The organism is Anaerolineae bacterium, assembly GCA_016931895.1.
Classification (GTDB): Bacteria; Chloroflexota; Anaerolineae; order 4572-78; family J111; genus JAFGNV01.
The window spans coordinates 1-23176 of the sequence record JAFGDY010000123.1; the positions used below are offsets into that span (position 1 = coordinate 1).

General features: G+C 52.7%; 20 protein-coding genes. 1 reads left to right on the forward strand and 19 read right to left on the reverse strand.

From position 1 onward, the window contains the following. Window positions 1-77: 77 nt before the first annotated feature. The 5 genes from JW953_09325 to argF all read right to left on the reverse strand — a co-directional run bounded on the left by JW953_09325 (window position 78) and on the right by argF (window position 6094). Entirely contained in the window at window positions 78-545 is a 468-nt protein-coding gene (locus JW953_09325; GenBank protein ID MBN1992895.1) for a MogA/MoaB family molybdenum cofactor biosynthesis protein, read from the reverse strand. A 5-nt stretch (window positions 546-550) separates the two neighbouring features. Continuing rightward, a complete protein-coding gene (locus JW953_09330; GenBank protein ID MBN1992896.1) occupies window positions 551-2299 on the reverse strand; it encodes a putative DNA binding domain-containing protein in 1749 nt (582 codons plus the stop codon). Between the two features lie 27 nt (window positions 2300-2326). Further along, on the reverse strand, window positions 2327-2716 hold the full coding sequence (locus JW953_09335; protein MBN1992897.1) for a response regulator: 390 nt from the start codon (window positions 2714-2716) through the stop codon (window positions 2327-2329). 248 nt (window positions 2717-2964) lie between these two features. Next, a complete protein-coding gene (glgX, locus tag JW953_09340; GenBank protein MBN1992898.1) occupies window positions 2965-5085 on the reverse strand; it encodes a glycogen debranching protein GlgX in 2121 nt (706 codons plus the stop codon). Window positions 5086-5092: 7 nt separating this feature from the next. Next, on the reverse strand, window positions 5093-6094 hold the full coding sequence (argF, locus tag JW953_09345; protein MBN1992899.1) for an ornithine carbamoyltransferase: 1002 nt from the start codon (window positions 6092-6094) through the stop codon (window positions 5093-5095). A gap of 362 nt (window positions 6095-6456) precedes the next feature. Between argF and JW953_09350 the strand changes: the two genes are divergently transcribed. Continuing rightward, window positions 6457-7626 carry a sigma-70 family RNA polymerase sigma factor gene (locus JW953_09350; GenBank protein MBN1992900.1) on the forward strand — a complete coding sequence of 390 codons (1170 nt, stop codon included), beginning with the start codon at window positions 6457-6459 and terminating at the stop codon, window positions 7624-7626. A 180-nt stretch (window positions 7627-7806) separates the two neighbouring features. Here JW953_09350 and fabF read toward each other — a convergent pair whose 3' ends face one another. From fabF to JW953_09420, 14 genes are all read right to left on the reverse strand, one after another. Beyond that, complete coding sequence (gene fabF, locus JW953_09355; protein MBN1992901.1) at window positions 7807-9057, reverse strand: beta-ketoacyl-ACP synthase II; 1251 nt, start codon at window positions 9055-9057, stop codon at window positions 7807-7809. Window positions 9058-9105: 48 nt separating this feature from the next. Continuing rightward, entirely contained in the window at window positions 9106-11148 is a 2043-nt protein-coding gene (ligA, locus tag JW953_09360) for an NAD-dependent DNA ligase LigA (protein ID MBN1992902.1), read from the reverse strand. Between the two features lie 86 nt (window positions 11149-11234). Continuing rightward, on the reverse strand, window positions 11235-11843 hold the full coding sequence (locus tag JW953_09365; GenBank protein MBN1992903.1) for an SH3 domain-containing protein: 609 nt from the start codon (window positions 11841-11843) through the stop codon (window positions 11235-11237). An 86-nt stretch (window positions 11844-11929) separates the two neighbouring features. Next, entirely contained in the window at window positions 11930-13174 is a 1245-nt protein-coding gene (locus JW953_09370; protein MBN1992904.1) for a SpoIIE family protein phosphatase, read from the reverse strand. Window positions 13175-13176: 2 nt separating this feature from the next. Next, window positions 13177-13611 (reverse strand): response regulator, encoded by a 435-nt coding sequence (locus JW953_09375; GenBank protein MBN1992905.1) that lies wholly within the window; start codon window positions 13609-13611, stop codon window positions 13177-13179. 291 nt (window positions 13612-13902) lie between these two features. Next, window positions 13903-15294: a hypothetical protein gene (locus tag JW953_09380; protein ID MBN1992906.1), complete on the reverse strand. Its 1392-nt coding sequence runs from the start codon at window positions 15292-15294 to the stop codon at window positions 13903-13905. A gap of 225 nt (window positions 15295-15519) precedes the next feature. Then, window positions 15520-17265: a hypothetical protein gene (locus tag JW953_09385; protein MBN1992907.1), complete on the reverse strand. Its 1746-nt coding sequence runs from the start codon at window positions 17263-17265 to the stop codon at window positions 15520-15522. A 214-nt stretch (window positions 17266-17479) separates the two neighbouring features. Next, window positions 17480-18586, reverse strand: coding sequence for a hypothetical protein (locus JW953_09390; protein MBN1992908.1), 1107 nt, complete (start codon window positions 18584-18586; stop codon window positions 17480-17482). A 244-nt stretch (window positions 18587-18830) separates the two neighbouring features. Then, window positions 18831-19043 (reverse strand): hypothetical protein, encoded by a 213-nt coding sequence (locus JW953_09395; GenBank protein ID MBN1992909.1) that lies wholly within the window; start codon window positions 19041-19043, stop codon window positions 18831-18833. A 22-nt stretch (window positions 19044-19065) separates the two neighbouring features. Next, entirely contained in the window at window positions 19066-19494 is a 429-nt protein-coding gene (locus tag JW953_09400; GenBank protein MBN1992910.1) for a peptidylprolyl isomerase, read from the reverse strand. A 120-nt stretch (window positions 19495-19614) separates the two neighbouring features. Next, on the reverse strand, window positions 19615-19953 hold the full coding sequence (locus tag JW953_09405; protein ID MBN1992911.1) for an RNA-binding protein: 339 nt from the start codon (window positions 19951-19953) through the stop codon (window positions 19615-19617). Between the two features lie 25 nt (window positions 19954-19978). Next, complete coding sequence (locus tag JW953_09410) at window positions 19979-20188, reverse strand: cold-shock protein (GenBank protein ID MBN1992912.1); 210 nt, start codon at window positions 20186-20188, stop codon at window positions 19979-19981. Window positions 20189-20528: 340 nt separating this feature from the next. Then, a complete protein-coding gene (locus JW953_09415; GenBank protein MBN1992913.1) occupies window positions 20529-21851 on the reverse strand; it encodes a threonine synthase in 1323 nt (440 codons plus the stop codon). 11 nt (window positions 21852-21862) lie between these two features. Further along, window positions 21863-23068 (reverse strand): hypothetical protein, encoded by a 1206-nt coding sequence (locus JW953_09420; GenBank protein MBN1992914.1) that lies wholly within the window; start codon window positions 23066-23068, stop codon window positions 21863-21865. Window positions 23069-23176 lie beyond the last annotated feature (108 nt).

Below are 23176 nucleotides of genomic sequence, written 5' to 3' on the forward strand. Positions count from 1 at the left end.
CAGGAAAAGAAGCCTGCCCTTAAGCTTACTCCTGAACAATTAGCTCTTTTCCCTGACTTCATTTAGTTATCCCGAACTCAGGTTAATTGTAAGGCGTGCGGCAGCGCCGGCAAAATTGTTTCCAAATTTTCACGCACTGCTTTGGGGCTGCCCGGCAAATTCACAATAAGGGTTTGTCCTCTAATTCCGGCCACCATTCTGGAAAGCATAGCGTGCGGTGTAATGGCCAAACTATCACCCAACATCGCCAAAACCAGACCAGGCGCTTCTTTTTGGATAACCAGGCGGGTGGCTTCGGGCGTAACATCGCGTGGGGCAAAGCCGGTGCCGCCGGTGGTCAAAATCAGATCCAGGTGATGCTGCTCAACCCAGGCTACCAACGTATCTTTAATCAGGTCAAGTTCATCAGGTACAGCGGCCAAACGTTCAATCGCGCCATTGAGTCTCTCTACAATGACCTGTTGAATAACGGGGCCGCTTCTGTCTTCAGTCACACCCGCCGAGACCCGATCACTGACGGTTAAAATGCCCACTTTAGGTTGCATAACATTTACAAAGTTTCGCTGCTGTCAATCAAGGGCTGCCAGGGCCCGTGGATGCCGTCTTCAGTTACGCCATAGTAAACGTGTAAGGTCTCGTCGGGGTCGCGCTGCACCAGATCAAACCGAATTTGCCCGCCGCGTTTGTACTTTTTCCACAGGCCAATATCTCCCTGCCATTCAACTTTGCCTACATCCACTCTATTTGTTTCGTGCTCGGTGAGGGCATATTGCCACAGCTTTCTGGCCGATTGCCTGGTGACATTATGCACAATATTGCCGTTGCGTAAATCGCGCAGGCTGTAGTAGTTTTGGCCTTTGCGGGTTTCGGTTAACACAATCTCTACCCCGGTTTTTGGTTCCGGCGACACGTTGTTTTGCAGAACCGGCTCAGTTTCCGGTTGGGAGACAGGCCTGTCGGGCGCAGACGCAACGATGGTATTGGCCTTTGTTTTTAGATTTCGTTCCACCAGGGCCACAATTTCATCCCGCACGGCCAGGTTGCTTTCGGTTTCGTCCCTAACGTAAACTTTATAATCGTCAATCACGTAAGGCGGGTCTTCGCCGGCGGGCACCGAAATTTGCAGAACCTTTTTACCCTGGGTCTGGTGCTCGTCAATTTTTATATCCAGGGGGGGCGTGATCTTTTTCTCAACCTCGTCGCGGATAACTTTGGTGGCCTCTCGCGGTTTGGCGACCCCCATGACCGGCTTTTTTGAGTCGTCAGACAGGCCGACAAAAACCGTGCCCCCGTTGGCGTTGGCAAAGGCGCCAATATCGCACAGAATAGCATATAAATTGCCGCCCTTGCGCGTCATCGACTCGTGAAACGATTGCACAATGTTGGTTCCTTGCTGGCGGGCGGCCAGAATGTGATCAAAGGGGGCTTGAGAAGGGCGAAAGGGCCGGGTTCTGGAGAAGTCATTGCTTAAAAAAAGCGCCTTCAGGGCCTCAAACGTTGGCTCTGGTAGTTTGGCCTCGGTTACCCGATCTCCCACCCCCAGCCGATTTTTTTCGTTGGGGTCGCGGTTAAGGCGGTGAGCGTCGGAGCCTTGAATGCAATGCATGCGGCGCGGGTATTCCGGTTTAGAGCCGTTGAAAAAATTGGCCGTTGTGCGCCGCCGTTTGCTTTCCAGGTCGGTCACTTCCAGCGCGTGCAAGTTGGGGTCTTGGGTGTAGGCAATTTTGGTTTGCCCGCCAAAATCAAAACCTTGCATGGCCACGCCGTGCGACGAATTGGCATGCGCCGCAATAGCCAAACCACCGGCCTCGTTGATGATACGGTAGGCGGTCAGCACGTCAACCGTGGCCCCCACCTCGGTAGAGCCTACGTCTAACAAATGAGGCGGCACATGCAGGCTTAACAAAATGTGTTCCAGAGTGCGCAGGTTTGTTTCTGGCGGAAAGATGCCCAACACGTGAAAGCCCAGGGTAGCGGTCAATTCAAAACCAGGCAGAAGGAGTACTTCTTGGAGCAGATGGCGATATTCGTTCAGGCGCTGTTTTTCTTCAGGGCGAATCCGATTGAGTTGCTCCAGCAATTCAAGCTCTTCAACCTCTTTCCGCAACGCCCTGATCCCGCCCACCGTATTGTGGTCGGTAAAGGCAATAATGTCAAGGCCGCAGGCCGCAGCTTTTCTCAGAATATCAAGATAGCTGACCGTTGGTTCGTGGTAATCTTTAGAGGCAGGCGTATGTAAGTGTAAGTCAAGCCGGTACCAATTCATCTTATCCTGATAAATTTGTCGTTTTTGGGACACAATCAGTCAACCTCACCAGGCGGGAGGTTATGCCTCCTTCCCATGCAAAATTTGATCGCGAAATTCCTTAACTGTCTGGGTGATATCATCCCAGTTGAAAGGTTTGAGGATAAAATTGCTGGCGCCGGCGGCCAAACATTCCTGGCTGCGGTCAATGGCAGAGGTCATTAAAACCGGCAGGTGTTGCCAATTGGCGTTACTGCGGATATCGGTGAGATATTTTAGGGTGTCTTTGGATCCCAGGTGATAATCTAAAAAGAGAATATCCGGGTTGTACTGGTTTAAGATTAAAAAAACATCGTCGTTTTCTACGTGATGAACAAAATTTACTTGATAACCTTCCATTTCTAAAGTTGTTTTTAGTAACGTACAGGTTGTGGGATCATCTTCTATGATTAAAATGTTTAACGGTTCCATGTATTTATGTTCTTATTTTTGAATATAGGTAAAAATTTCTGGCAATGGTCAATCAAAAAATTATACCATCTGCCCAACCAAAGCGCAATCTTTTCTAAAATTTGGAATGTGGCCCAAATTTTGGGCCACAGGTAACAAAACATTGTCCTGTCCTTGGCCTACGGCCTAAAAATCGAGATAGGTTTTAAAATTACTTGCTTAACTTTTTCTGATCACGTCTAACCGGACTGATGGTTGTTGGGCATAATTTACCGGGCCTTGTTGCCAGAGCCGTCCCCATGCGGGTCAGGAATTTTGGTTGCCAGGAGCACTACCGAGCGTGGTTGCACCAGATAGGTGGGCGAGTCAATCACCGGCGCGTCGGCCCACTGGTAAAAATCTTGGGGCGATTCCGGGAACGTATCAATAATCTGCCGCCAGCGCCCCCGCGAGTCTCCCGGGACGGGCGGAATTTCAAATTCAAGCGCCTGCCAATAGGCGTTGAAGATAATGTGAAACGAACAGGTGTCGGTGATATTTTTGATGGTCAAGGCCAGGCTGTGAGAGTCGCGCCCCCAATCGGGTTGGCGCAGTTTGACGCCATGCCATTGAAGCTGGGCCTGCTGTAATAATTGGGTCAGGACCAGCCCCTGGTCTTGCTTGAGGGCATTGAGTTTTAAGCGCAGGTTGACCAGGTTTTTTACAAACCGCAGGATGCTGGCATGTTGGTTTAGCAGGGACCAATCAAACCAACTTATCTCGTTGTTCTGGCAGTAGGCGTTATTGTTGCCCTGCTGGGTGTGCCTTACTTCGTCGCCCATCAGCAGCATCGGAGTGCCCAGGGCCAGCAGCGTGATGGTCAAAAAGTTCTTGATCTGCCGGTTGCGTAATTGCTCAATAGCCGGATTATCCGTTGGGCCTTCAACGCCGCAATTCCAACTCAGGTTATGGTTGTAGCCGTCACGATTTTCTTCTTTGTTGGCTTCATTGTGTTTTTGATTGTAAGATACCAGATCGTTGAGGGTGAAGCCATCGTGGCAGGTGACAAAATTGATGCTCTGTTCCGACTCTCGCTCTTCGTGGCCGTAAATATCGGGGCTGGCCAGAAAACGTTTGGCCAGGTTAGACACCGTATCCGGGTCGCCCCTGACAAAACTGCGCACATCGTCTCTAAATTTCCCGTTCCATTCTTTCCAGCGGTCGCCAATAAAGCTGCCCACCTGGTACAAGCCGGCGGCGTCCCAGGCTTCGGCAATTAACTTGGCGCCGGCCAAAATGGGATCAGACTCAATTTCCCACAGGATGGGGGGATTGGCCAGGGGCTGGCCGTTTTCGTCTCGCGCCAAAATCGAGGCCAGGTCAAAGCGAAAGCCGTCTACGTGCATTTCTTTAACCCAATAGTGCAGGCTGTCCACAATCAGCCGGCGGACAATGGATTGGTTGGCGTTTAAGGTATTGCCGGTGCCGCTGTAATTGGCATACCGGCTTTGCTCTTCTTCCAGAAGGTAGTAGGCCCGGTTTTCTAACCCCCGGAAACAGAACGTTGGTCCGTGTTCGTTGCCTTCGGCGGTGTGATTGTACACCACATCCAGAATCACCTCAAGGCCGGCCTGGTGCAGCGCCTTGACCATGTCTCGAAATTCGTCCAAAGGCCCTAAAAGGTCCTGGCGAGAACTATACCCCCGATGGGGGGCAAAAAAGGAGATAGGGCTATAACCCCAGTAGTTGCTCAAGCCCTCCGGCGCGTCCTGCTCGTCGAATTGAAAGACCGGCAGCAGTTCCACGGCCGTGGTCCCCAATTTTTGCAAATAAGGGATTTTTTCGACCAGACCGGCGTAGGTGCCGCGTTTTTCAGGCGCAACGCCCGAATTGGGATGGCGGGTAAATCCGCCAACGTGCATTTCGTAGATGATGGTTTCGGCGGACGGCCGGCGTAAGGGCGCATCCCCGGCCCAATCGTAGGTGCCGGAATCAACCACAATACTTTTGAGCGCCATGGCGGTATTGTCTCCGGGTTGAATGGCCGCGGCCCGGCTGTAATTTTGGCCAAAAGCAAGGCCGCGGCCGTAGGGGTCGAGCAGAACCTTTTTACCGTCAAAGCGCAGGCCGGCCTGCGGGGCAAAGGGGCCATGCACGCGATAACCGTACAGTTGGCCCGGTTTGAGGCCGGGCACAAAAACGTGCCAGTAATAAAAAGTGCGGTTTAGCCTGGGATCGAGCGTGATTACCTGGGCCGGTTGCGGCGCATCAACATCGTCAAACAGCAATAATTCCACGGCAGCGCCATTTTTTGAAAACAGGCTAAAGTTGACGCCGTCTGGATAAACCGTAGCTCCCAGGGGAAAACTTTGGCCCGGTTTGAGATTTTTTGGGCGGTCCCGCTCATTCATTATTCGGTCAATCTCCCAGCGTGGCCACCATAATGGCTTTGATGGTATGCATCCGGTTTTCGGCCTGGTCAAATACTATGGAACGTTCCGATTCAAAAACATCCTCGGTTACTTCCATTGCCTCTAACCCAAATTTTTGATAAATCTCCTCGCCAATAGCGGTTTCCCGGTTATGGAAAGCGGGTAGATCGTGCATAAATTTGACCGCCAGATTGCCGGTGAGGGCCACCACTTGCCGATTGACCTGGTACGGTTTGAGCAGCTCAATCCGTTCCGCCCACGCCGACTCCGGCTCGCCCATTGAAACCCAAACGTCGGTATAAAGAAAATCAACACCTTTAACGCCCTCGGCCACATTTTCGGTCAGGGTGATTTTGGCCCCGGTTGTTTGAGCAATGTCCCGGCACTGTTTGACCAATGTTTCGGTGGGCCAGTTGGTTTTGGGCGCGGCCAGGCGAACGTCCATCCCCATTTTAGCGCCGCCAACCAACAGCGAGTTGCCCATATTGTTCCGCGCATCACCCAGGTAACAAAAAGAAATGTGGCGCAGGGGTTTGGGACTGTGCTCTTGCATGCTCAGAAAATCGGCCAGGATTTGGGTGGGGTGAAATTCATCGGTTAAGCCGTTCCAAACCGGCACGCCGGCGTAGGCCGCCAGCTCTTCACACCTGGCCTGGGAAAAACCGCGATATTGGATGCCGTTGTACAGGCGGCCCAGCACCCGGGCGGTGTCCTTCATTGATTCTTTGTGGCCAATCTGCGAGCCGGTTGGCCCCAAATAGGTAACGTGCGCGCCCTGATCGTGGGCGGCCACTTCAAAAGAACATCGGGTGCGGGTGGAGGTTTTTTCAAAGATAAGGGCAATATTTTTGCCTTTTAACCGGGGCTGTTCATAACCGCCATACTTGGCCGTTTTAAGATTTTTAGCCAACTCAAGCAAAAACATTATCTCTGTGGGGGTGAAATCCAGCAGTTTGACAAAACTGCGCTGACGAAGATTGAAAGCCATAGTGGTAAAATCCTTTCCTCATTTGGATGTGTTGTGAAAACTTCGTATAGCAGGACAATAGTTTCGTTTAAAAGAACGTAAATCTATTATAGCACAAGCCCGTTAAATAGGCTAAAACGTTTTAGATGCGTAATTTTTTGGAATTTTTACCTTAACTTTTCATAAAACCTATTGCATCATGACATAAAGTGTGTTATACTACTTGACATGTCGGTTATGCTTAACATAAATACTGAGGTAGCATCCCTTTGATATTCTCTGAGGGGGACAAAGTGGTTAAACAGGGGCGCTTGATTCAAAGTGGAATTGTCTGTCCTAAGACTTTGTTTATTTTGCGGTAACAGAGAAAGGGAGCTTTAAAAATGTTAGCAGATTGTGCTCATGCAGAGACGCAAGAGCCATTGAATTATCTTGTGCTCAAGGGTCAGGATCAAGGATTTGTAACCCAAAATCAAATCTTTGATACCTTTCCCGATATCAAAGATAATTTAGAGCAACTCAAAGCATTGTACCTTGCCCTTGATGAAGAAGGCATCCAGGTAACCAAAGCGGACGCCAGGAGAGACGAGGGTGAGGAAAATGAAGAAGACGTTTTTGCTGACGATATTGATCTGGATTTTAATGTTGATGATACAGTTGCTCTATATCTTAAGGAAATCAGCCGGATTCCTCTCTTAACCGGGGCCGAAGAGGTGCAATTGGCCAAAGCCATTGAGCGCGGTAAAAAAGCGGCTTTGCGTTTGGCTCAATATAAAACTCGGCCCAACGGTCATTCCCCGGAACGTTTAAGAAAAGAAATACAACTGGGCCACCAGGCCCGCCGCAAACTCATTGAGGCCAATTTTAGATTGGTCGTGAGCATTGCCAAAAAATATATTGGGCATGGCGTCTCCTTTATGGACCTGATCCAGGAGGGGAACATTGGCCTGATCCGGGCGGTGGAGAAGTTTGAGTACCAACGTGGCTTCAAATTCAGCACCTATGCTACCTGGTGGATCCGCCAGGCAGTCAGCCGGGCGCTGTCGGACCAGGGACGCACCATTCGGGTGCCGGTGCATATGGGCGAACGTATCACCCAACTCTCCCGCGTTTCCCGCGAATTGACCCAAAAGAACGGCCACGAGCCAACCGAAGAGGAAATTGCGGAAGCCATGGGCGTCAGCCTGCGGTTATTAGAGCGTATCCGCCAGGCGGCCCAATTCCCATTTTCCCTGGAAATGGAAGTAGGCGAGGATACCGACAGTACCCTGGGCGATTTTATTGAGGATAATAATCATTCAGCTCCCGACGACTCTACCGTGCAGCAACTGTTGTGTGAGCGGGTGGAAGACGTATTGGCCTCCTTAACGGCCCGGGAAGGGCGAGTATTGCAACTGCGTTTTGGTTTGCAGGATGGACGCGCCTATACGTTGGAAGAAGTGGGCCAAAAATTTGGCGTAACCCGTGAACGTATCCGGCAAATCGAGGCTAAAGCCCTGAGCAAACTCCGCCATCCGCGCCGGAGCCGGCGGTTGCGCGATTTTCTTGATTAAGCTTCTGTTTTCTAACCTGACCTGTCTCCTCAAGGGGGACAGGTTTTTTATTTTTGGTGAGTTTTTTGCAGGGGGGGGAGTTACCGGATTTCTCGTTTCTAAATTTGTTTGGGCTCAAACTCCAGTTTGGAAACGAGAAATCCTTCAGTTACTTCTTGAACACGCCCTTAGAGGTACGGCTCATTCATTTCCGTTCCGGTGATATCTTCCCAGAGCCACCACCACATTTTGACCGCCAAAACCAAAGGCATTGACCAAAGCCAGGTTAACTTGGAGTGGACGGGGCTGATTGGGTACATAATCAAGGTCACATTCGGGGTCTGGCATTTCATAATTGATGGTGGGACAAATAATGCCTTCTTCCATTGTTTTGACGGCGGCCAGGGCGGAAATGGCCCCGGCCGCGCCCAGCATATGTCCTACCAAAGACTTGGTGGCGGTTATCGGCACCTCGTAAGCCCGCTCCCCAAACACTTTTTTGATAGCCAGGGTTTCAGCCATGTCGCCCAGAGGCGTGCTGGTGCCATGGGCAAAAATGGCGTCCACTTCGTCTGATGATTTTCCACTGGCGTCCAGCGCGCCCTGCATAGCCGCGGCTGCACTGCTCGCATCCGGTTTGGGCGCGGTCAAGTGATAGGCGTCGGAAGTAAGACGCCCACCCAGTACTTCGGCGTAAATTTTTGCGCCTCGCATTCTGGCATGTTCCTCAGTTTCCAGAACAAAGGCCACGGCGCCCTCTCCAAACACAAACCCATCCCGGTTTTTGTCAAAGGGACGGCTGGCTCTTTGGGGGTCGTCGTTGCGGCAAGAGAGCGCCCCCATCCGGCCAAACGAGGCCAAAATTAGGGGCGAGATGGTTGATTCCGTGCCGCCGGCAATGATGGCATCCGCTTCACCCCGTTTCATCATATAAAAGGCATCTAGTAGGGCATAATTTCCGCTGGCGCAAGCCAGGGCCGATGTGTTGAGCGGGCCGGTAGTGCCTAATTCAATTGAAACCAGGCAAGAAGCCGCATTGAGCATCACGCTGGGCACTAAAAACGGGCTAATGGAACGAGGGCCGCTGGCCAGTAACTGCCGCTCCCCTTCTTCCATCACGCTCATGCCGCCCCCCCCGGTATTAAACACTACGCCTATCCGCGGTGAGTTTTCTGGGGTGATTTTTAGATTGGCATCGGCCACAGCCTTTTTGGCTGAAGCAATGGAAAACTGGGTAGAACGCGCCACCCGCTTGGCCAGTTTCCTGTCCATGTGCTCTTGAGGGTAAAAATCTGTTACCTCACAAGCAATGGAGACCGGAAAACCGGTGGCATCAAAACTGCGCACGCGGTCAGCCCCCGACACGCCGGCTTTCATATTTTCCCAAAATGTTTTTATCTCACTGCCTAAAGGGGTAATTGCCCCTATACCGGTGATAACTATTCGAGTCATTTGTTCTCCTCACAAATTTTCGCTTCTGGTTCAACACCTAAATCGGTTTTAAGTTACGCTGTTTGCAGCGTCTATGGCTAATTTTTTCAAGCCGGCTTCATCTAAAGTGGCGACTCCCAGGGATTGGGCTTTGGTCAATTTGCTGCCCGCTTTCTCTCCTACCACCAGATAATCCGTTTTTTGAGACACGCTACCGGTCACTTTGCCGCCATGCCGCTCAATAAAAGCTTTTGCCTCGTCACGACTCCACGTGGGTAAAGCGCCGGTAATTACAAAAGTCAATCCGGCCAATGGCTGCGGCTGTTCGGCGGGCCGGGCCGCCAGGGTAACGCCCGCCCGTCGCAGTTTTTCAATCAAAGCATGGTTGGCCGGACGCTTGAACCACGCCTCAATTGATTCGGCAATCCGCGGCCCTACGCCTTCAATGGCCTCCAATTCTGCCTGGCTGGCCTGTTGTAAGTAGTCAATCGAGGGAAAGGTGTCAATAAGCAACCCGGCTACCGTGCTGCCCACGTAACGAATCCCCAATCCAATGAGAACCCGTTCAAACGGCTGCTCTTTGCTGGCTTCAATGGCGGCCAGGAGATTGTCAACCTTTTTCTCGGCAAATCCTTCTAGCTGTAGTAATTGTTCCCGGCGCAAAAAGTAAATATCGGCAATGTCTTTGAGCAAACCTTCCTGAGCTAATTGCTCGCCAACTTTGATACCAAAACCCTCAATGTCCATTGCGCTGCGAGACACAAAGTATTCTATCTGGCGCACCAGTTGGGCGGGGCAGCCCGCGTTTACACAGAAAAAGGCTATCTCGTCGCCCAACCGGGTTATTGGTTCGCCGCAGGCGGGACAGTGGAGGGGAGGTTGGTATGGCTGCGAGTTGGGCGGGCGCAGGTCAAGAATGGGTTTAATCACCTGGGGAATAACATCGCCGGCCCGTTTGACCACCACCGTGTCGCCCTCACGGATGTCTTTTTTGGCCAGGTCGTCAAAGTTGTGCAAGCTGGCCTGGCGCACGGTTACGCCGCCAATGTTGACCGGCTCCAGGTTGGCGTAAGGCGTAATTTGGCCGGTGCGACCGACATTGGTTTTTATCTCCAACAATTTGGTGGTGGCTTCGCGAGCCGGGAATTTATAGGCAATGGCCCACCGCGGCGCATTGCCCACCACGCCCAACTGTTGCTGCAAGGCAAAATCATTAATTTTTAGCACGGCCCCGTCGGCGTCGTAGGGCAGTTGATCGCGGCGTTCCATCCAGGTGTGGATAAAATCAAGCGCGTGCTGAAAATTGTGCGCCAGGAGAATATCGGGGTTTACCGAAAAACCCAGCGCGCTCAAATAATCCAGGGCCTCTTTTTGGCTGTTGATCTTGGCGCCCTCTACATAACCAATGGCGTAACAAAACATCGCCAGAGGACGCTGCGCCGTGATTTTGCTATCCAATTGCCGCAGCGAGCCGGCTGCCGCATTGCGGGGATTGGCAAATATTTTTTCGCCTTTTTCCATTTGCCGTTGATTGAACTTTTCAAAGGCGGCTACCGGCATGTAGACCTCGCCGCGCACTTCAATTTTATCCGGCGCAGACGGGCCGGCCGAGGTGGTGGGGATACGCAGCGGCACGTTTTTAACCGTGCGCACGTTGGCCGTAACATTTTCGCCTTCCAGGCCGTTGCCCCGCGTGGCTCCTTGCACAAGCAAACCGTTTTCATAAGTTAAGGCCACGGCCAGGCCGTCAATTTTGGGTTCAACAACAAATTCCAAATCCGCAACCGTCAACCCCTCTGGCAGCAGGCGCTTAAGGCGAGACAACCAGTTATGCATATCCTCATCGTTAAAGGCATTACCCAAACTGGTCATGGGAATGGGATGAATAACTTTTTCAAAATTGGCCAGCGGGGCTGCGCCGACCCGTTGGGTAGGGGAGTCGGGCGTAATCAATTCGGGATGCTCGGCTTCAAGCTGGCGCAATTCATGCATCAGTTGATCATATTCAGCGTCGCTGATTACCGGGTCATCCAGGGTGTGATAACGATACAGGTGATAATTGATTTCCGCCCGCAGGTCGGCTAATTTTTTTTCAAGGCCAGACATATTCATCCTATTCAAAAAAACGTCGCTTTTTAACGGCGACGCTCATTATAATTAAAATTTGTCAATTATCAACTACAGGGTCTCAAGGGAATCTATTGTTCCGGGGGAGGTAAACTGGGCCTTAAAAAGCCTTGCACCGCCCAGCCTTCCGTGCCATCGGCATCGCGCAAAAACCACCAGGTGTAGTTTTCCAGATTTTCATCGTCCCGGGGGCCGTCGAGAATCAATAAAACAGACCCTTCCGGCACTGTGGCCAAACGGGCATTGTTTGTGCCCGGCCCGGCCCGGAGACTAAGCCCGGCGCCTTCGGTGTCGGTTACCTGGGCGTAACCGCCTGGGGCTAACTCGTCGGGCGCAACCGGCAGGGGAGTTTCGGTGGGGCTGGGGCTGGGGCTGGGGGTAGGGGGCAAGGTGACCACCGGGGGAATGGTAGGGGTAGCTTGTGGTTCGGGTGTGGCTTGGGCGGCAACCGGTTGGGTGGGGGCCAAACCGGGAATGGTTGGCGGTGTTGGCGTAATCGCTTGTTTGCGGACAATATTGACCACGCCCAATCCAACCAGGCCAATGACCAGCAGGCCGGCCAGCGCGCCAATGATCACCCAGGCTATGGGCACACCCACTTCAGCCGTGCTCACTTCTTCCAAACGGCGCGGGCGACGGGTGGGCGTTGTTCGCTGATTATGCCAATCTGTATTTTTCATCTATGTCTTTCTCCCTGCCGGTAGTGATGGGGGACGGTAGTTATTTTATTATAAGCCGCTTTAGCCGCAACCTTCAATGTTTAACCCTAAATTGCTTTGGTCACCAACAGGGTCAGATCATCCGGTTGTTCCTCGCTGCCCCTGAATTGATCTATATCATTCATAATGAAGTTTACCAATTCCGGGGCAGAACGGTGGCCTTCTCTGGCGACAATCTTCAACAAACGTTCCAGGCCGTACAGTTCATTGTCCTCCGGGTGAGTCGCATCGGTCACGCCGTCACTGTAACAAACCAGCACATCCCCCTTTTTTATGGTCAATTCCTCTTCTTCGACAATCAAATCGGGCAATAAACCCAAAAAACGCCCCAGGGGGTCAAGCAAACTGACCTCGCCTGTGGCGGCGTGATAATACACCGGCCGGTCGTGCCCGGCCCGGACATATTTCATCTGGCGGGTGTTGCTGTTTATGGTGGCGTAGAAAGCCGTAACAAACATTTCGGCGGTGGAGACATTCATCAGGAGGTTGTGAATACGGTGGGCGGTTTCGGATGGAGAGAGCCTGGCGTTGGTTTCGCTTAAAAACAAAGCCCGAACCACGGCCATATAAATGGCCGCCTGCACGCTCTTGCCGGAGGCGTCGGCCATTACAATGCCAACCTGGTTGTCGCCCATATCCACTACGTCGTAAAGGTCGCCGCCAATCTCACGCGCCGGTCGAGCCACGGCCGCAAATTCAAAGCCGGGCACTTGGGGAAAAGAGGTGGGCAGGATACTGTTATGAACCTGCGCCGCAATTTCAAGATCGCGTTTCAGGCGTTCCCGGCGCAGCAATTCCGCCTGGGCGGCCCGCAGATTTTCCAGGGTTCTGGCTAATTCGTAATTTTTAAGTTGCAGTTCGGCAATGGTAATTTTATCGGTATCGCGCATGCTACGGGTGAGGCCCCGCATAATGGCCCGCGCCACCGAGGGGTTACGGGATAAGATTTGGTCCAGGGTTTCTTCCCGGATCTCAATCAAAGCGCAATCGGAAATGGCATGGACCGTGGCGGCGCGAGGGGCGTGGTCTAACACCCCCAGTTCGCCAAAAAACTCACCCCTACCTTTGAGGCCCAAAAATTGTTCTCCGTCGGTGGTTCTTTTGGTAAAGGCAACTTTGCCGTCTTGGATGATATAAAAAATATCTTCCAAATCCCCCTCACGACAAATAATGGAACCCGCCGGATAGTCTTTGGTAATGACAACTCTTGTTAAAGTAAGGAGGTCTTCTTCGGGGAGAAGGCCAAGCGCAAGTTCCAGCGCCGCCCGGAGACTCTCACTCTGCTGGGCCACGCTTACCACTCAATAACGGCTAACTCGCGAGACATATTCTCCTCGCGTACGGCTTCCAGTCCGCGGATACGGCAGCTTTCCAAAATATTTTCAACGCGGTCTACCAGTTGTTGGGGCGTGATCGGCTTGATCAGATAATCTACCACGGCCGGGCCGCACTCAAAGCCCATCGTCACTTCCCGGCGTAAGCCTTTGGCGCTTAAAAAAACCACGGGAATATCAGGCCCTTCTTGAGCGATGATCCGCGCCGCGTCATAACCCGTCATCATAGGCATGCGCACGTCCAGAATAGCTACATCTATCGGCTCCTCCCGCACAATCTGGACGGCCTGCGCGCCGTTGATGGCCTCATGTACTCTATGCTCTTTTTGTCTCAGGCTAAAGGCAAAAAGTTCTCGACAGTCCCGGTCGTCTTCGGCATAAAGAATATTAGCCATAGTTACCAACTCTCCTTTGGCTGCTTGTTAACATTGTACCCTTGTGGGCGAGCTTAGGCAAAATTGTAAACATAGACAATGCGGGGAAGTTGTTTTTTTAGATAACTTCCTAAAAAAGTATAGCACGGTTTTGCCTGCTTTACAATGGCCCTTTGTTCTGGGCGACAACCAAAACGCCATAATCTTGTTAAATTGCCTTGTTTATTTATGTCAAATTGACTTAAGGTGGCTTAAAATTTTCCCCCGACAGGGTGAATTTTGAGTTACGGCCGCCGGACCATCCCTGGCGGCTCATTGCCAAAATTGCGGCAGGTATTCGCGATAGGTTTCCAGGTAGTCGTCAAGAATTTGTTGGGCGACATCCAGGTCGGTGACCCCCGGGCTGAGCAGCAGACATTGCCGGGCCAGTTGGCGGTTGCCCTGAACGATGGCATCAATGCCCAATTGGGCCACGGTGATTTCTCGGCGGCACAGCTCGGCGATGCCTTCCGGCAGGGCGCCTATGGTCAACGGCTGGATGCCGGCGCCCGTGATGACTCCCGGCGTTTCCACAATGGCCCTCGGCGGCAGATTTTTAATTTGTCCCCGGTTGGGCAGATTCACGGCCAGATGGTACTCGTTGCCGGCGCCGGCTACATTTTCAATAATCTCTACCGCCCCTTCGCTGCTGACCAGGCGTAAATGGTCTATGTCCATCCGGCCATCACCCATCTGGGCAATTTCAGTGTGTCCTTTAGAGCGGCGTTTGCCAAAGAAATCCCAATCATAAAGGCTCACGTCGTACTTTTTCCACGGTTTGGTGAGGGGGTCGCTGAGCCAGGGCAGGTATTCGCACAGGTGCTCGTCGCCGGGGATGGGAAAATGGCCAAAAGCGGCATAAACGCGGCGGGTGAGAGGTTCAAAACTTGGGTCCATAGCCGCCCAGCGTTTGGCAAAGAGGGGGTATAGGTTTTCGCCGGTACGTTTATCACGGAGGTCCAACATCCAGGTGAAGTGGTTAAGTCCGGCAGCTTTGATGTCAATTTTTTCAGTAGCCTGCTGCGCCAGCTTGTGCAGCTTGGGCCAGGTCGCAATATCGGCATGGCAATCAATCCGGCCTGGGGGCACCTCAATGTCCAGGTCTTGGGCCAGGGCCAGCCCCACCATCCCATACCCGGCCATAATTTGATGACATAGGCCCACCACTTTGATTTGGCTATAACGGGCAATCAGATCGCAGATACGAATCATAGGATTGCTAAAGTTGAGGAACCAGGCCTCGGGACAGATTTTTTCCATATCCCGCACAATTTCCAACAGCGGCTTCACGTTTCGGGCCGCGTGGGCAAACCCACCCGGCCCGCCGTTTTCGGCGTAGGGCTGACGCAGACCGTACTTGAGCGTGATTTCGTAGTCTTGCCGCCACAACTTTTCCCGAGGCGGCACCTCGATGGCCGAAACCACAAATTTGGTGCCGTCAAACGCCTCGGCGTGGTGGGTGTGGGTGGAGAGTGTCATTTCAGCGCCCCACTCCTGGTTGAGGCGTTCGGCCAGTTTGGCCATTAAGTCCAGGGTATGGGCATTGCGATCTACCAAAGCCAGGTGACTGCCTTTCAAGCGTTGGCTATTCATTAAGGCTGCTACGGTGTTCAGGCCAAAAATAGCGCTGCCCGCGCCAATAACGGCAATTTTTGTTGGTAACATCAGGGTTGTTTCCTTATTTAACTATTGTATACCAGACGCATTTTGAAGTAGCTCACGCATTCTATGCGTGATGAGCGGACGGCATAGGGATGCCATCCTACGTAAATTTGGATCTGCTGATACTGCATGGAGATTCTTCGCTTGTTCCTCGCTCAGAGCAATATGGCCTGAATAGACAAAAATCTTTTTAGTTCTGGCTTGAAAGCAACGCGACCTTTGTCTGGGTCAGGATAAAGACAATTTTTCCAGGTAAAAGATTTGAAAAACCCAAAAGATCAGCAAAAAAAGTAGGGAGAAGAGCAGCCAAAATAACGTCACAGCCGCAGCCATTAGCGGTGTGTGGGTACTAAACTGGCCTTGCAGTCTAAGCAATGCGGTGGTAATAGGGCCGTGTTCCGGTCCCCTGGTCACCAGCAAGGGCCACAGCGTTTCCTGCAAGCCAATAAAAAGCGCGACGAATATCAGCAGGGCAACCAACGGCAGCGAGGGTAGGACCAATTTTTTAAAAAATGCGCCGGCCGCTGACCGGCCCTCTGCTCGCGCGGCCTGCCAGCCGGGGGCTTGCCCCTTGAAAAATAACGTCAGAATGAACAAAATGGGCACGCTGATGAGAATAGGCGGGATCAACCCGATGAATGTATCCAGGGTTCCGACCTGGCGCGCTCCCTCAAAGGCCGGCAGGCTCAACGGCCCAATGGTGACAAATAGCCAGGGACTAAATAACAGCAGGAGCAGTTCGCTCCACCGGCCCAGGGGACGCAGCGCGCCAATGCCCAACGCGCCCAGGTAAGCCACAGGCAGTTGGAGCAAGAACAAGGCGATCAGGGGCGGCAGCGTTGAGTTGATAAAGGCCCGGCCCAGGGGGATCATTTTCCCAAGTTGGGCATAAGCTTCCAGGGTGGGGGAAGCTGGCCATAGACTTGAAGCTCGAGCCAGTTCGGCCGGGGTTTTGAGAGAGGCCAGCATGTTCCACAGTAAGGGCAGCGCGCTGAGCGCGCCAAGACCCAAACTGACAAGCAGGATAAGCAGCAATAAAATGATAGCCAGGGGCTTATTCAAACCGCTTAACAAAGTTTTGCCCTGGCCCGGGGAGAAGGTTTTTAGTTTTAGCCCGGCAAATATGATAATCAACCCTGCCGCTATTCCCAACAGGGCCACGATTGCCAAATTCAAACTGGCCACGGCTGCGCCTGGCCCGAATCTAAAAAGTTGGAAAGTCATTTTGTACTGATAAAGACCCAACGTGGTGGTGGCATTGGCCGGGCCGCCGCCGGTAAGGATAAGATTCCAGATGAAGGATTGGAGGGTCAACGCGCCGGTGGCCAGCAGGCCGATGAGCCAACTGGCCCCCAAGGGAATGAGGGCTTTCCGGCGCGAGGGCGCTGCTTCATCCTGAAAGCGCAGCGCCGCCAGATAAACAACCAGACCTATGCCACTGGCCAGCCCCAACACGTAGAGCGCATCAATTGACAGGACAGTTTGCCGCACCTGTTCTCGATTTGCCAGGAGGGCTTGTCCCTGGAAGAGGCCAAAACCGGGATGAAGGGCCAGCAGCCAGGCTATGGCCATCATCACCGGCACAAATAGAACCACCGGAATTGTATACAACAGCCGGAGGGGAATCCGCGCCCAGCGGCCAAATTGATTAACAATCAGGGCCAGCAGCAGCGGCGCCACCGCTACTACCAGCAGCCGCACCAGCAGCCAGGACAGGGTGAACCCCCACGCTCTGGCAAACACTTCGTCCTGGAACAAACGAGAATAATTTTCCAGGCCCACAAACTCAGCCTCTTGCCCCAGCGGACCTGTCTTTTGCAGACTGGTGATAAGGGTTTTGAGGGTGGGCACGGCCAGCTCGCTGATGCAGCAGAGAATGGCCGGCGCCAAAAGGGCTAATCCAAAAATAATCCGGCCTGCGCCTTTGCCAGAGGCGTTAGTTGGTTCAACATTGAGAGTTTGCTCTGTCGCCATTTTGAGTCCCTCCTGAGCTATTCTATTTGTTTATGATGATAAAGAGGCCTGACTTGCTATCAAATCCAGTAGAATTGAGTCACTCTGGAGGAGGCCATGCTTCCTCCATAATCTTATCCCAACCCAATCTCAACTTCTGTCAAGTGCCCCCACTACCTTCATTGTTACGCGATGCAGGGGTAAGGCTTCGTTTTCCAACGTTGGACCAATCTGGTCAGAAAACCACTACCTTCATTGTTACGCGATGCAGGGGTAAGGCACCCTGGGCGGCAGCTTCCGGGGAGGGGATAGAGGCTTCATCGGGTTTGTCGCTGAGGCCAAAAGTGAGAACGCCCTGGGTGGCCAACTGTCTGGTGATTTCCACTACCTCGCCCGTCATGGTGATTTCCTGGGCCAGTAAGGCTGTTTCAGGGGTATCGTCGGGCAGAAAGTCCATCAAGGCGATGGTGGCCTGATATTCCTGAAGCCGGAAGCTCTTAAAGGGCGTGGGATCATTTTTGGCCATATTGCCGGTGACTTCACGATGCGCTGCGCGGAGGCCATTGCTCATTTGAGCCTGGCGGGCGTCGCAGAGGGTAACAAATTGATGGATGCCGCTCAGCCGGCCGCTTTCCAGGTCGGCCCACAGGCGTTGGGCGGTATAAATTTGGCTCACTACCATTAAGCAGATATAGGCCAGGTAATCTTGATTATCGCGGGTGAAGGGGTGATGTTTGATCTGGTTGAGTTCGGCATAAACGGCGTGCAGGGCGTCTTGGTCAAAATTGTTGCCCAGCGCTCCGGCTACGGTCAGTTGGAGGGCGGTGACGCGGGCCTGGTCAATGGCCTTGTCGTTGCGCCCGCGTGGACCAAAAGTGGTTTTGTCTAAATCAAGCACCAGGGCGGTTTGCGCGTCAAAAACAAAGCCTTCAGCCTGCGCCCATTCCAAAAAATCGGTGACGGCCTGCCAGCGGTTGGCCAGCATCAACGAGCCTTCCAGGTTAATCCGTTTTTCCTCGGTTAACTTTTCGTGACCGATAAAACCGCGCATCGGCAAGTGTTCCCCCAAATTTCTGGCCGAGGTGCCGTCGTTCATCGGCGTGTCGCCAATAAAGAGCAGACGTTTGAGGGGCGGCAGCCCCCGTTTGGCCTGGGCCGCTTGCAAAAAACGATAGGCCGCGGCGGCGTAAATTGGCTCGGTTTTGCGCGGGATGCGGAAACTCTCCAGCCCCAGCTCCGGCCAGATGTCGGCCAGTTTGGGTAAATCCGGGTCGGATGGGGTGAGGCTGCGGTAGATAACCCGATCACCTAAAAAATCGGCGAGGGTTTTGCGGGGATACATGCTTCCTCCTGTTTAAGCGGGAGTTAAATCGGTTTTTTCCGGTTAATGCCTTTTGATATGGTTCTCAAAAGGGAAAATGATGCCGTTGCTTGTTGATGTGGAATAATTTCAGCTTATCACAAAAACGACAATCCGGCAATCGGAATAGGGCAAGACCGCATAAACAGGGCTATATGGCTGGGTTATAAGTGGCAGTATCGTCAAATCAGAAAATTCAGTTTTTAGATTCTGTTGACATTTCGGATTAGGTCATTCCTTCGGCTGCTCCCTCGGTTTTGTTCAGGTCAGGTCTGAGCGAACAGAGGGAGCGAAGCATCTCCTGTTTTGGACTTGATTTGTTTTTGTTGCCGGAATTTCCTTGTTGCTTCGCTCCTGGGAATGACATTTTTGGGCAAATGGCAACAGAATCTAATTGCTTTACCCCACCTGCCGTCAACACCTTTTTCAGGCGAATCATTTCTCTCTTTAACATCCACTGTTTAAACAATCTCTATGAGCTGAATGTCAAAAATTAGATCTTCCCCGGCTAAAGGATGATTTGCATCTATAGTTACGTTTGTTTCAGATACAGTCGTCACAATATGTCTCACTTTATCACCATTAGCTTTACGCGTTGTCAGAATCTTACCAACCTGTAAGTTTAGGTGCGGCGGAAATTGATCTCGATTGACTTCTCTCACCTTACTCTTCTGGTACGGACCATAAGCTTGTGCGGCCAAAATTTCTGCGGTTTTTGATTCGCCCGGACTCATACCTATGACGGCCTGTTCAAGACCGGGGATGGCCTCTCCTTGGCCTATTGTAAATTGCAAAGGGCCGTCATTTATCGAGGTGGCAAATTCTGTGCCATCTTCAAATTTGCCGGTGTAGTGAATCTTAACTGTATCACCATTTTTTGCTTGTGTCATCCTTTTCACCTTTCTCTCAACAGAGTTTTTCACCTTGTACTCTGCCACTCACACCCAAATACAAGAGCGCGGAGATTCTCCCCGCGCTCTTTTGAGTACCAACGTTACGCTCAATAGGCTTTAATAACGGCGGCGGTCGCCACCGCGAGAGGACCTACCGCGCCCACCACCTGGGCCACTACGTCTTTCCCCTCCTCCAAAAGAACGTTCTTTGGGAGGGCGCGCTTCACTAACGGTGATGCTGCGCTGATTGATTTCCTGATTATTCAACCGTTCAATGGCCTCTTGAGCAGCCTGTTCAGTTTCCATCTCGATAAAACCAAAGCCCTTGGACCGGCCCGAAGATCGGTCGGTAATGATGGTGGCTGATACAACCGGCCCCACCTCGATAAACAATTTCTGCAGTTCGGCTTCGGTTGTTTCGTAACTGAGATTACCTACGTAAAGTTTTTTATTCATAATCAATTCCTTTTAATAATTGAGGCTACCGGGCTACAACGTTGCTGGCCTGGAGGCCCTTAGGCCCCTGCTCAACGCTAAACTCAACGCGCTGACCTTCAGCCAGGGAGCGAAAGCCTTCAGACTGGAGCGCAGAGTAATGCACAAAAACATCTTCCCCATTCTCCTGTTCAATAAACCCATACCCTTTACCGGCGTTGAACCACTTGACGGTACCGATAATTCGTTCAGACATTATGTTGTTATTCTCCTTATTCTTACTCATATTGAAATTTGATAGAGACATAGGTCAAAGAGGTTCACCGCAAGAAAAAAGCGACCACCCAAAGATCTGGTGGTCGCTTCAAAAACCGAACAGATACTTTCTTCGTCCTACTATTATAAACTATACCGGACAAGTTCATTCTTGTCAATTCCCAGGTAAGGCAATTGCATACTCGATCCAAATTTGTTTAGCCATTCAGGCCAATAGGGGACTTGGTCAATTCCCGTGGAGCAAAAATGGGTCTATCGGGTATATTCTGCTGCCGCAAAAAGAGAATGGCCGGAAGTTATTGATGTTCCTGCCTCCTCGTTCATAACCGTTTCTCCAGTACCTTTCGTACCGCCGCCAGATCTGCGGCTATTTGCACCGGCTGATTGGCGAATTGAGCGTTGGGCCAGGCCCCGGTATGGTAATCAACCGTGGCGGTGGGGTCTTTGAGCAGGTTGCCGGTGAGAATGCCGATGACGGTTTCTTCCGGTTTGATGACCCCGGCGGCAATCAGTTGGCGAATACCGGCCACCGAGGCCGCCGAGGCCGGTTCGCAGCCAATGCCCACCCCATCCACTATGGCTTTGGCGTCCATGATTTCATCGTCGGTTACTGTGATCACCAAACCATCGGTCCAGCCCAGGGTACGGATGGCACGCTCATAGCTGACCGGGTTGCCGATACGAATGGCCGTGGCAACGGTTTGGGCCTTGACGGTTTTGCGCTCAACAAAGTTGTGCTGGTAACTCTGGTAGAAGGGGCTGGCCCCTTCGGCCTGCACCGCGACAAGGCGCGGAATGCGTTCCACCAGGCCCAGTTGTTGGGCTTCGTACAGGGCTTTGCCAAAGGCGGCGGTATTGCCCAGGTTGCCGGCGGGCAGCACAATCCAATCGGGCGGCTGCCACTGAAACCCCTGGAGAATTTCAAACACAATAGATTTTTGACCTTCCAGGCGGAAGGGGTTGAGCGAGTTGAGCAGATAAATGCCCAGTTCGTCGCAAACTTGGCGAACCAGTGTCATAGCGTCGTCAAAATCACCCTGGATTTGCAAGGTGTGCGCCCCGTAGGCCAAAGCCTGGGCCAATTTCCCCGCGGCGATTTTTCCGGCAGGAATAAAAATTAAGGCCGGAATGTCGGCCAGAGCCGCATAGGCCGCCAGGGAAGCGGAGGTGTTGCCGGTAGAGGCGCAGGCCACCGCTTTGGCCCCGATCAATTTGGCCTGGGTTACTCCCACGGTCATGCCCCGATCTTTGAAAGAGCCGGTGGGATTCTCGCCTTCGTGTTTGAGAAAGAGACGGTCTGAACCGACCCATTTGGACAGGCGGGGGTGTTCGTACAGGGTGGTGTTGCCTTCGGGCCGGGAAACGATAGTGTTGACCGTAGCCGGAAGGATGATTTCGCGATAGCGCCAAACGCCGGAGTTGGCCGTGGGCGCAACCCGGGGGCCGGGGGCGCCGCTCAGCCGGCCATCAAAAAGGCCCCGGCTAATTTGCGGGCGCAACGCCTCCAGATCATGCCACACATCTAGCAGGCCGCCACAGTCGCACAGGTAGCGAACTTTATCGGCCGGATATGAATTTTGGCAGCGAATACATTGCAGGGAGATGGTCGCGGGTGGTTGGGCGGGTAAGTTGTCGGTGGACATTTTTTTCTTCCTTAATCTTCGTCTTCAACAATTTCAACCACTATTTCGTCGTCATCATCAAAATCCTGGCCGGATTCATAGTCGTCTATATTGCCCCAACCCAGCCGGTACAGCCAAACCAACCCGGCGATAACTGCGGCGATAATTACAAGAATGACGCCGCCGGCGCAAATGGTGGTGCCCGCCACGCCCACGAGTTCAAGCGGCGCAATAGAAGCGGCAGCCGGGGTGGGGGTAGAGCGGTGGTAACGGGTAGGGGTTGGTATTGGCCGTTCTGAAGAAGGCGTGTTGGTGGGCAGCGGCGGCACGGTGGGGGTAAGGGTGGGCGGGGGGGCTGCTGCCGCATTGGCGGCGGTAAGGGTTGGCAGGGGCGAGACAGGTTGAGCTTCCGGTCCGGATTCTGCCTGGGCAATTTGCGCTGGCGTCTCGGCAGGCGGGGCAGGAGTATTGGTGGCCGGGACAGGCGTATTGGTAGGCGGCTCGGCTGGGGGTGTATCCGTTGGCGGTGGCGCAGGCGTATCGGTGGGCGGTGGTTCGGTGGGGTTGGTTAAGGCTATCGCATCGCCCTCCACTTGTTTTAAACCTATTTCATCCAGCCAGAATTGGTCTTTTTTGCCAGGTGGAACGCTATAACCTTTTTCGGCCGCGCGTAATCGCCAGGTGTCCTCAATTCTAACAAATACAGTAATGGTATCGGCCTGGGCGGTGGCGACAACATACTCGGCCTCGCAGGTTTTACAATCGCTGCGCCAATTGTCAGGCCCCCAAATTATATTTGGCGAGCGCGAGTCGGTACCGCCGGAAGGGTCTATCCCCAAACGACGACCGATGCCGCCGCCGACGGCATTATTAATGGAAGCGTCATTTACCAGCGAGTCAAACACCAGCCAATTGATATTGGCGTAGTAGGTATTACCGGCGACAACCGACACTTGTTGGTAAATTCCTCCCACAAAATGACTTTCGGTGACAATATAAGCAGCCGGGCAGAGGGGCGCGTGGCATTCGCCGCCGCCCTGCAATACCGAAAAATCTGCCGTGCCGTTTTCGGTAAAAGTTTGCCAACCATCCAGGCCGTTATCAAACTTGCAGTTGGGCATGATGTTTGCCGGGTCCTCCAGGCAAACCCTGGGAAAATCTTGCGCCGAGATGAGGCGCGGTTGGATAGTTAGGGCCAGCAATAACAGGATAACGTATAAAAATAATTTTGCCTTCAAGATTCTTCTCAAACAGGTGTAGTGACTGAGCAGTATACTCTAAGGAATTAGAGATAGCAAGAAGGGGGACAAAGTGTAATCTTTGTCTCCCTTCAAGAACATCAGAGG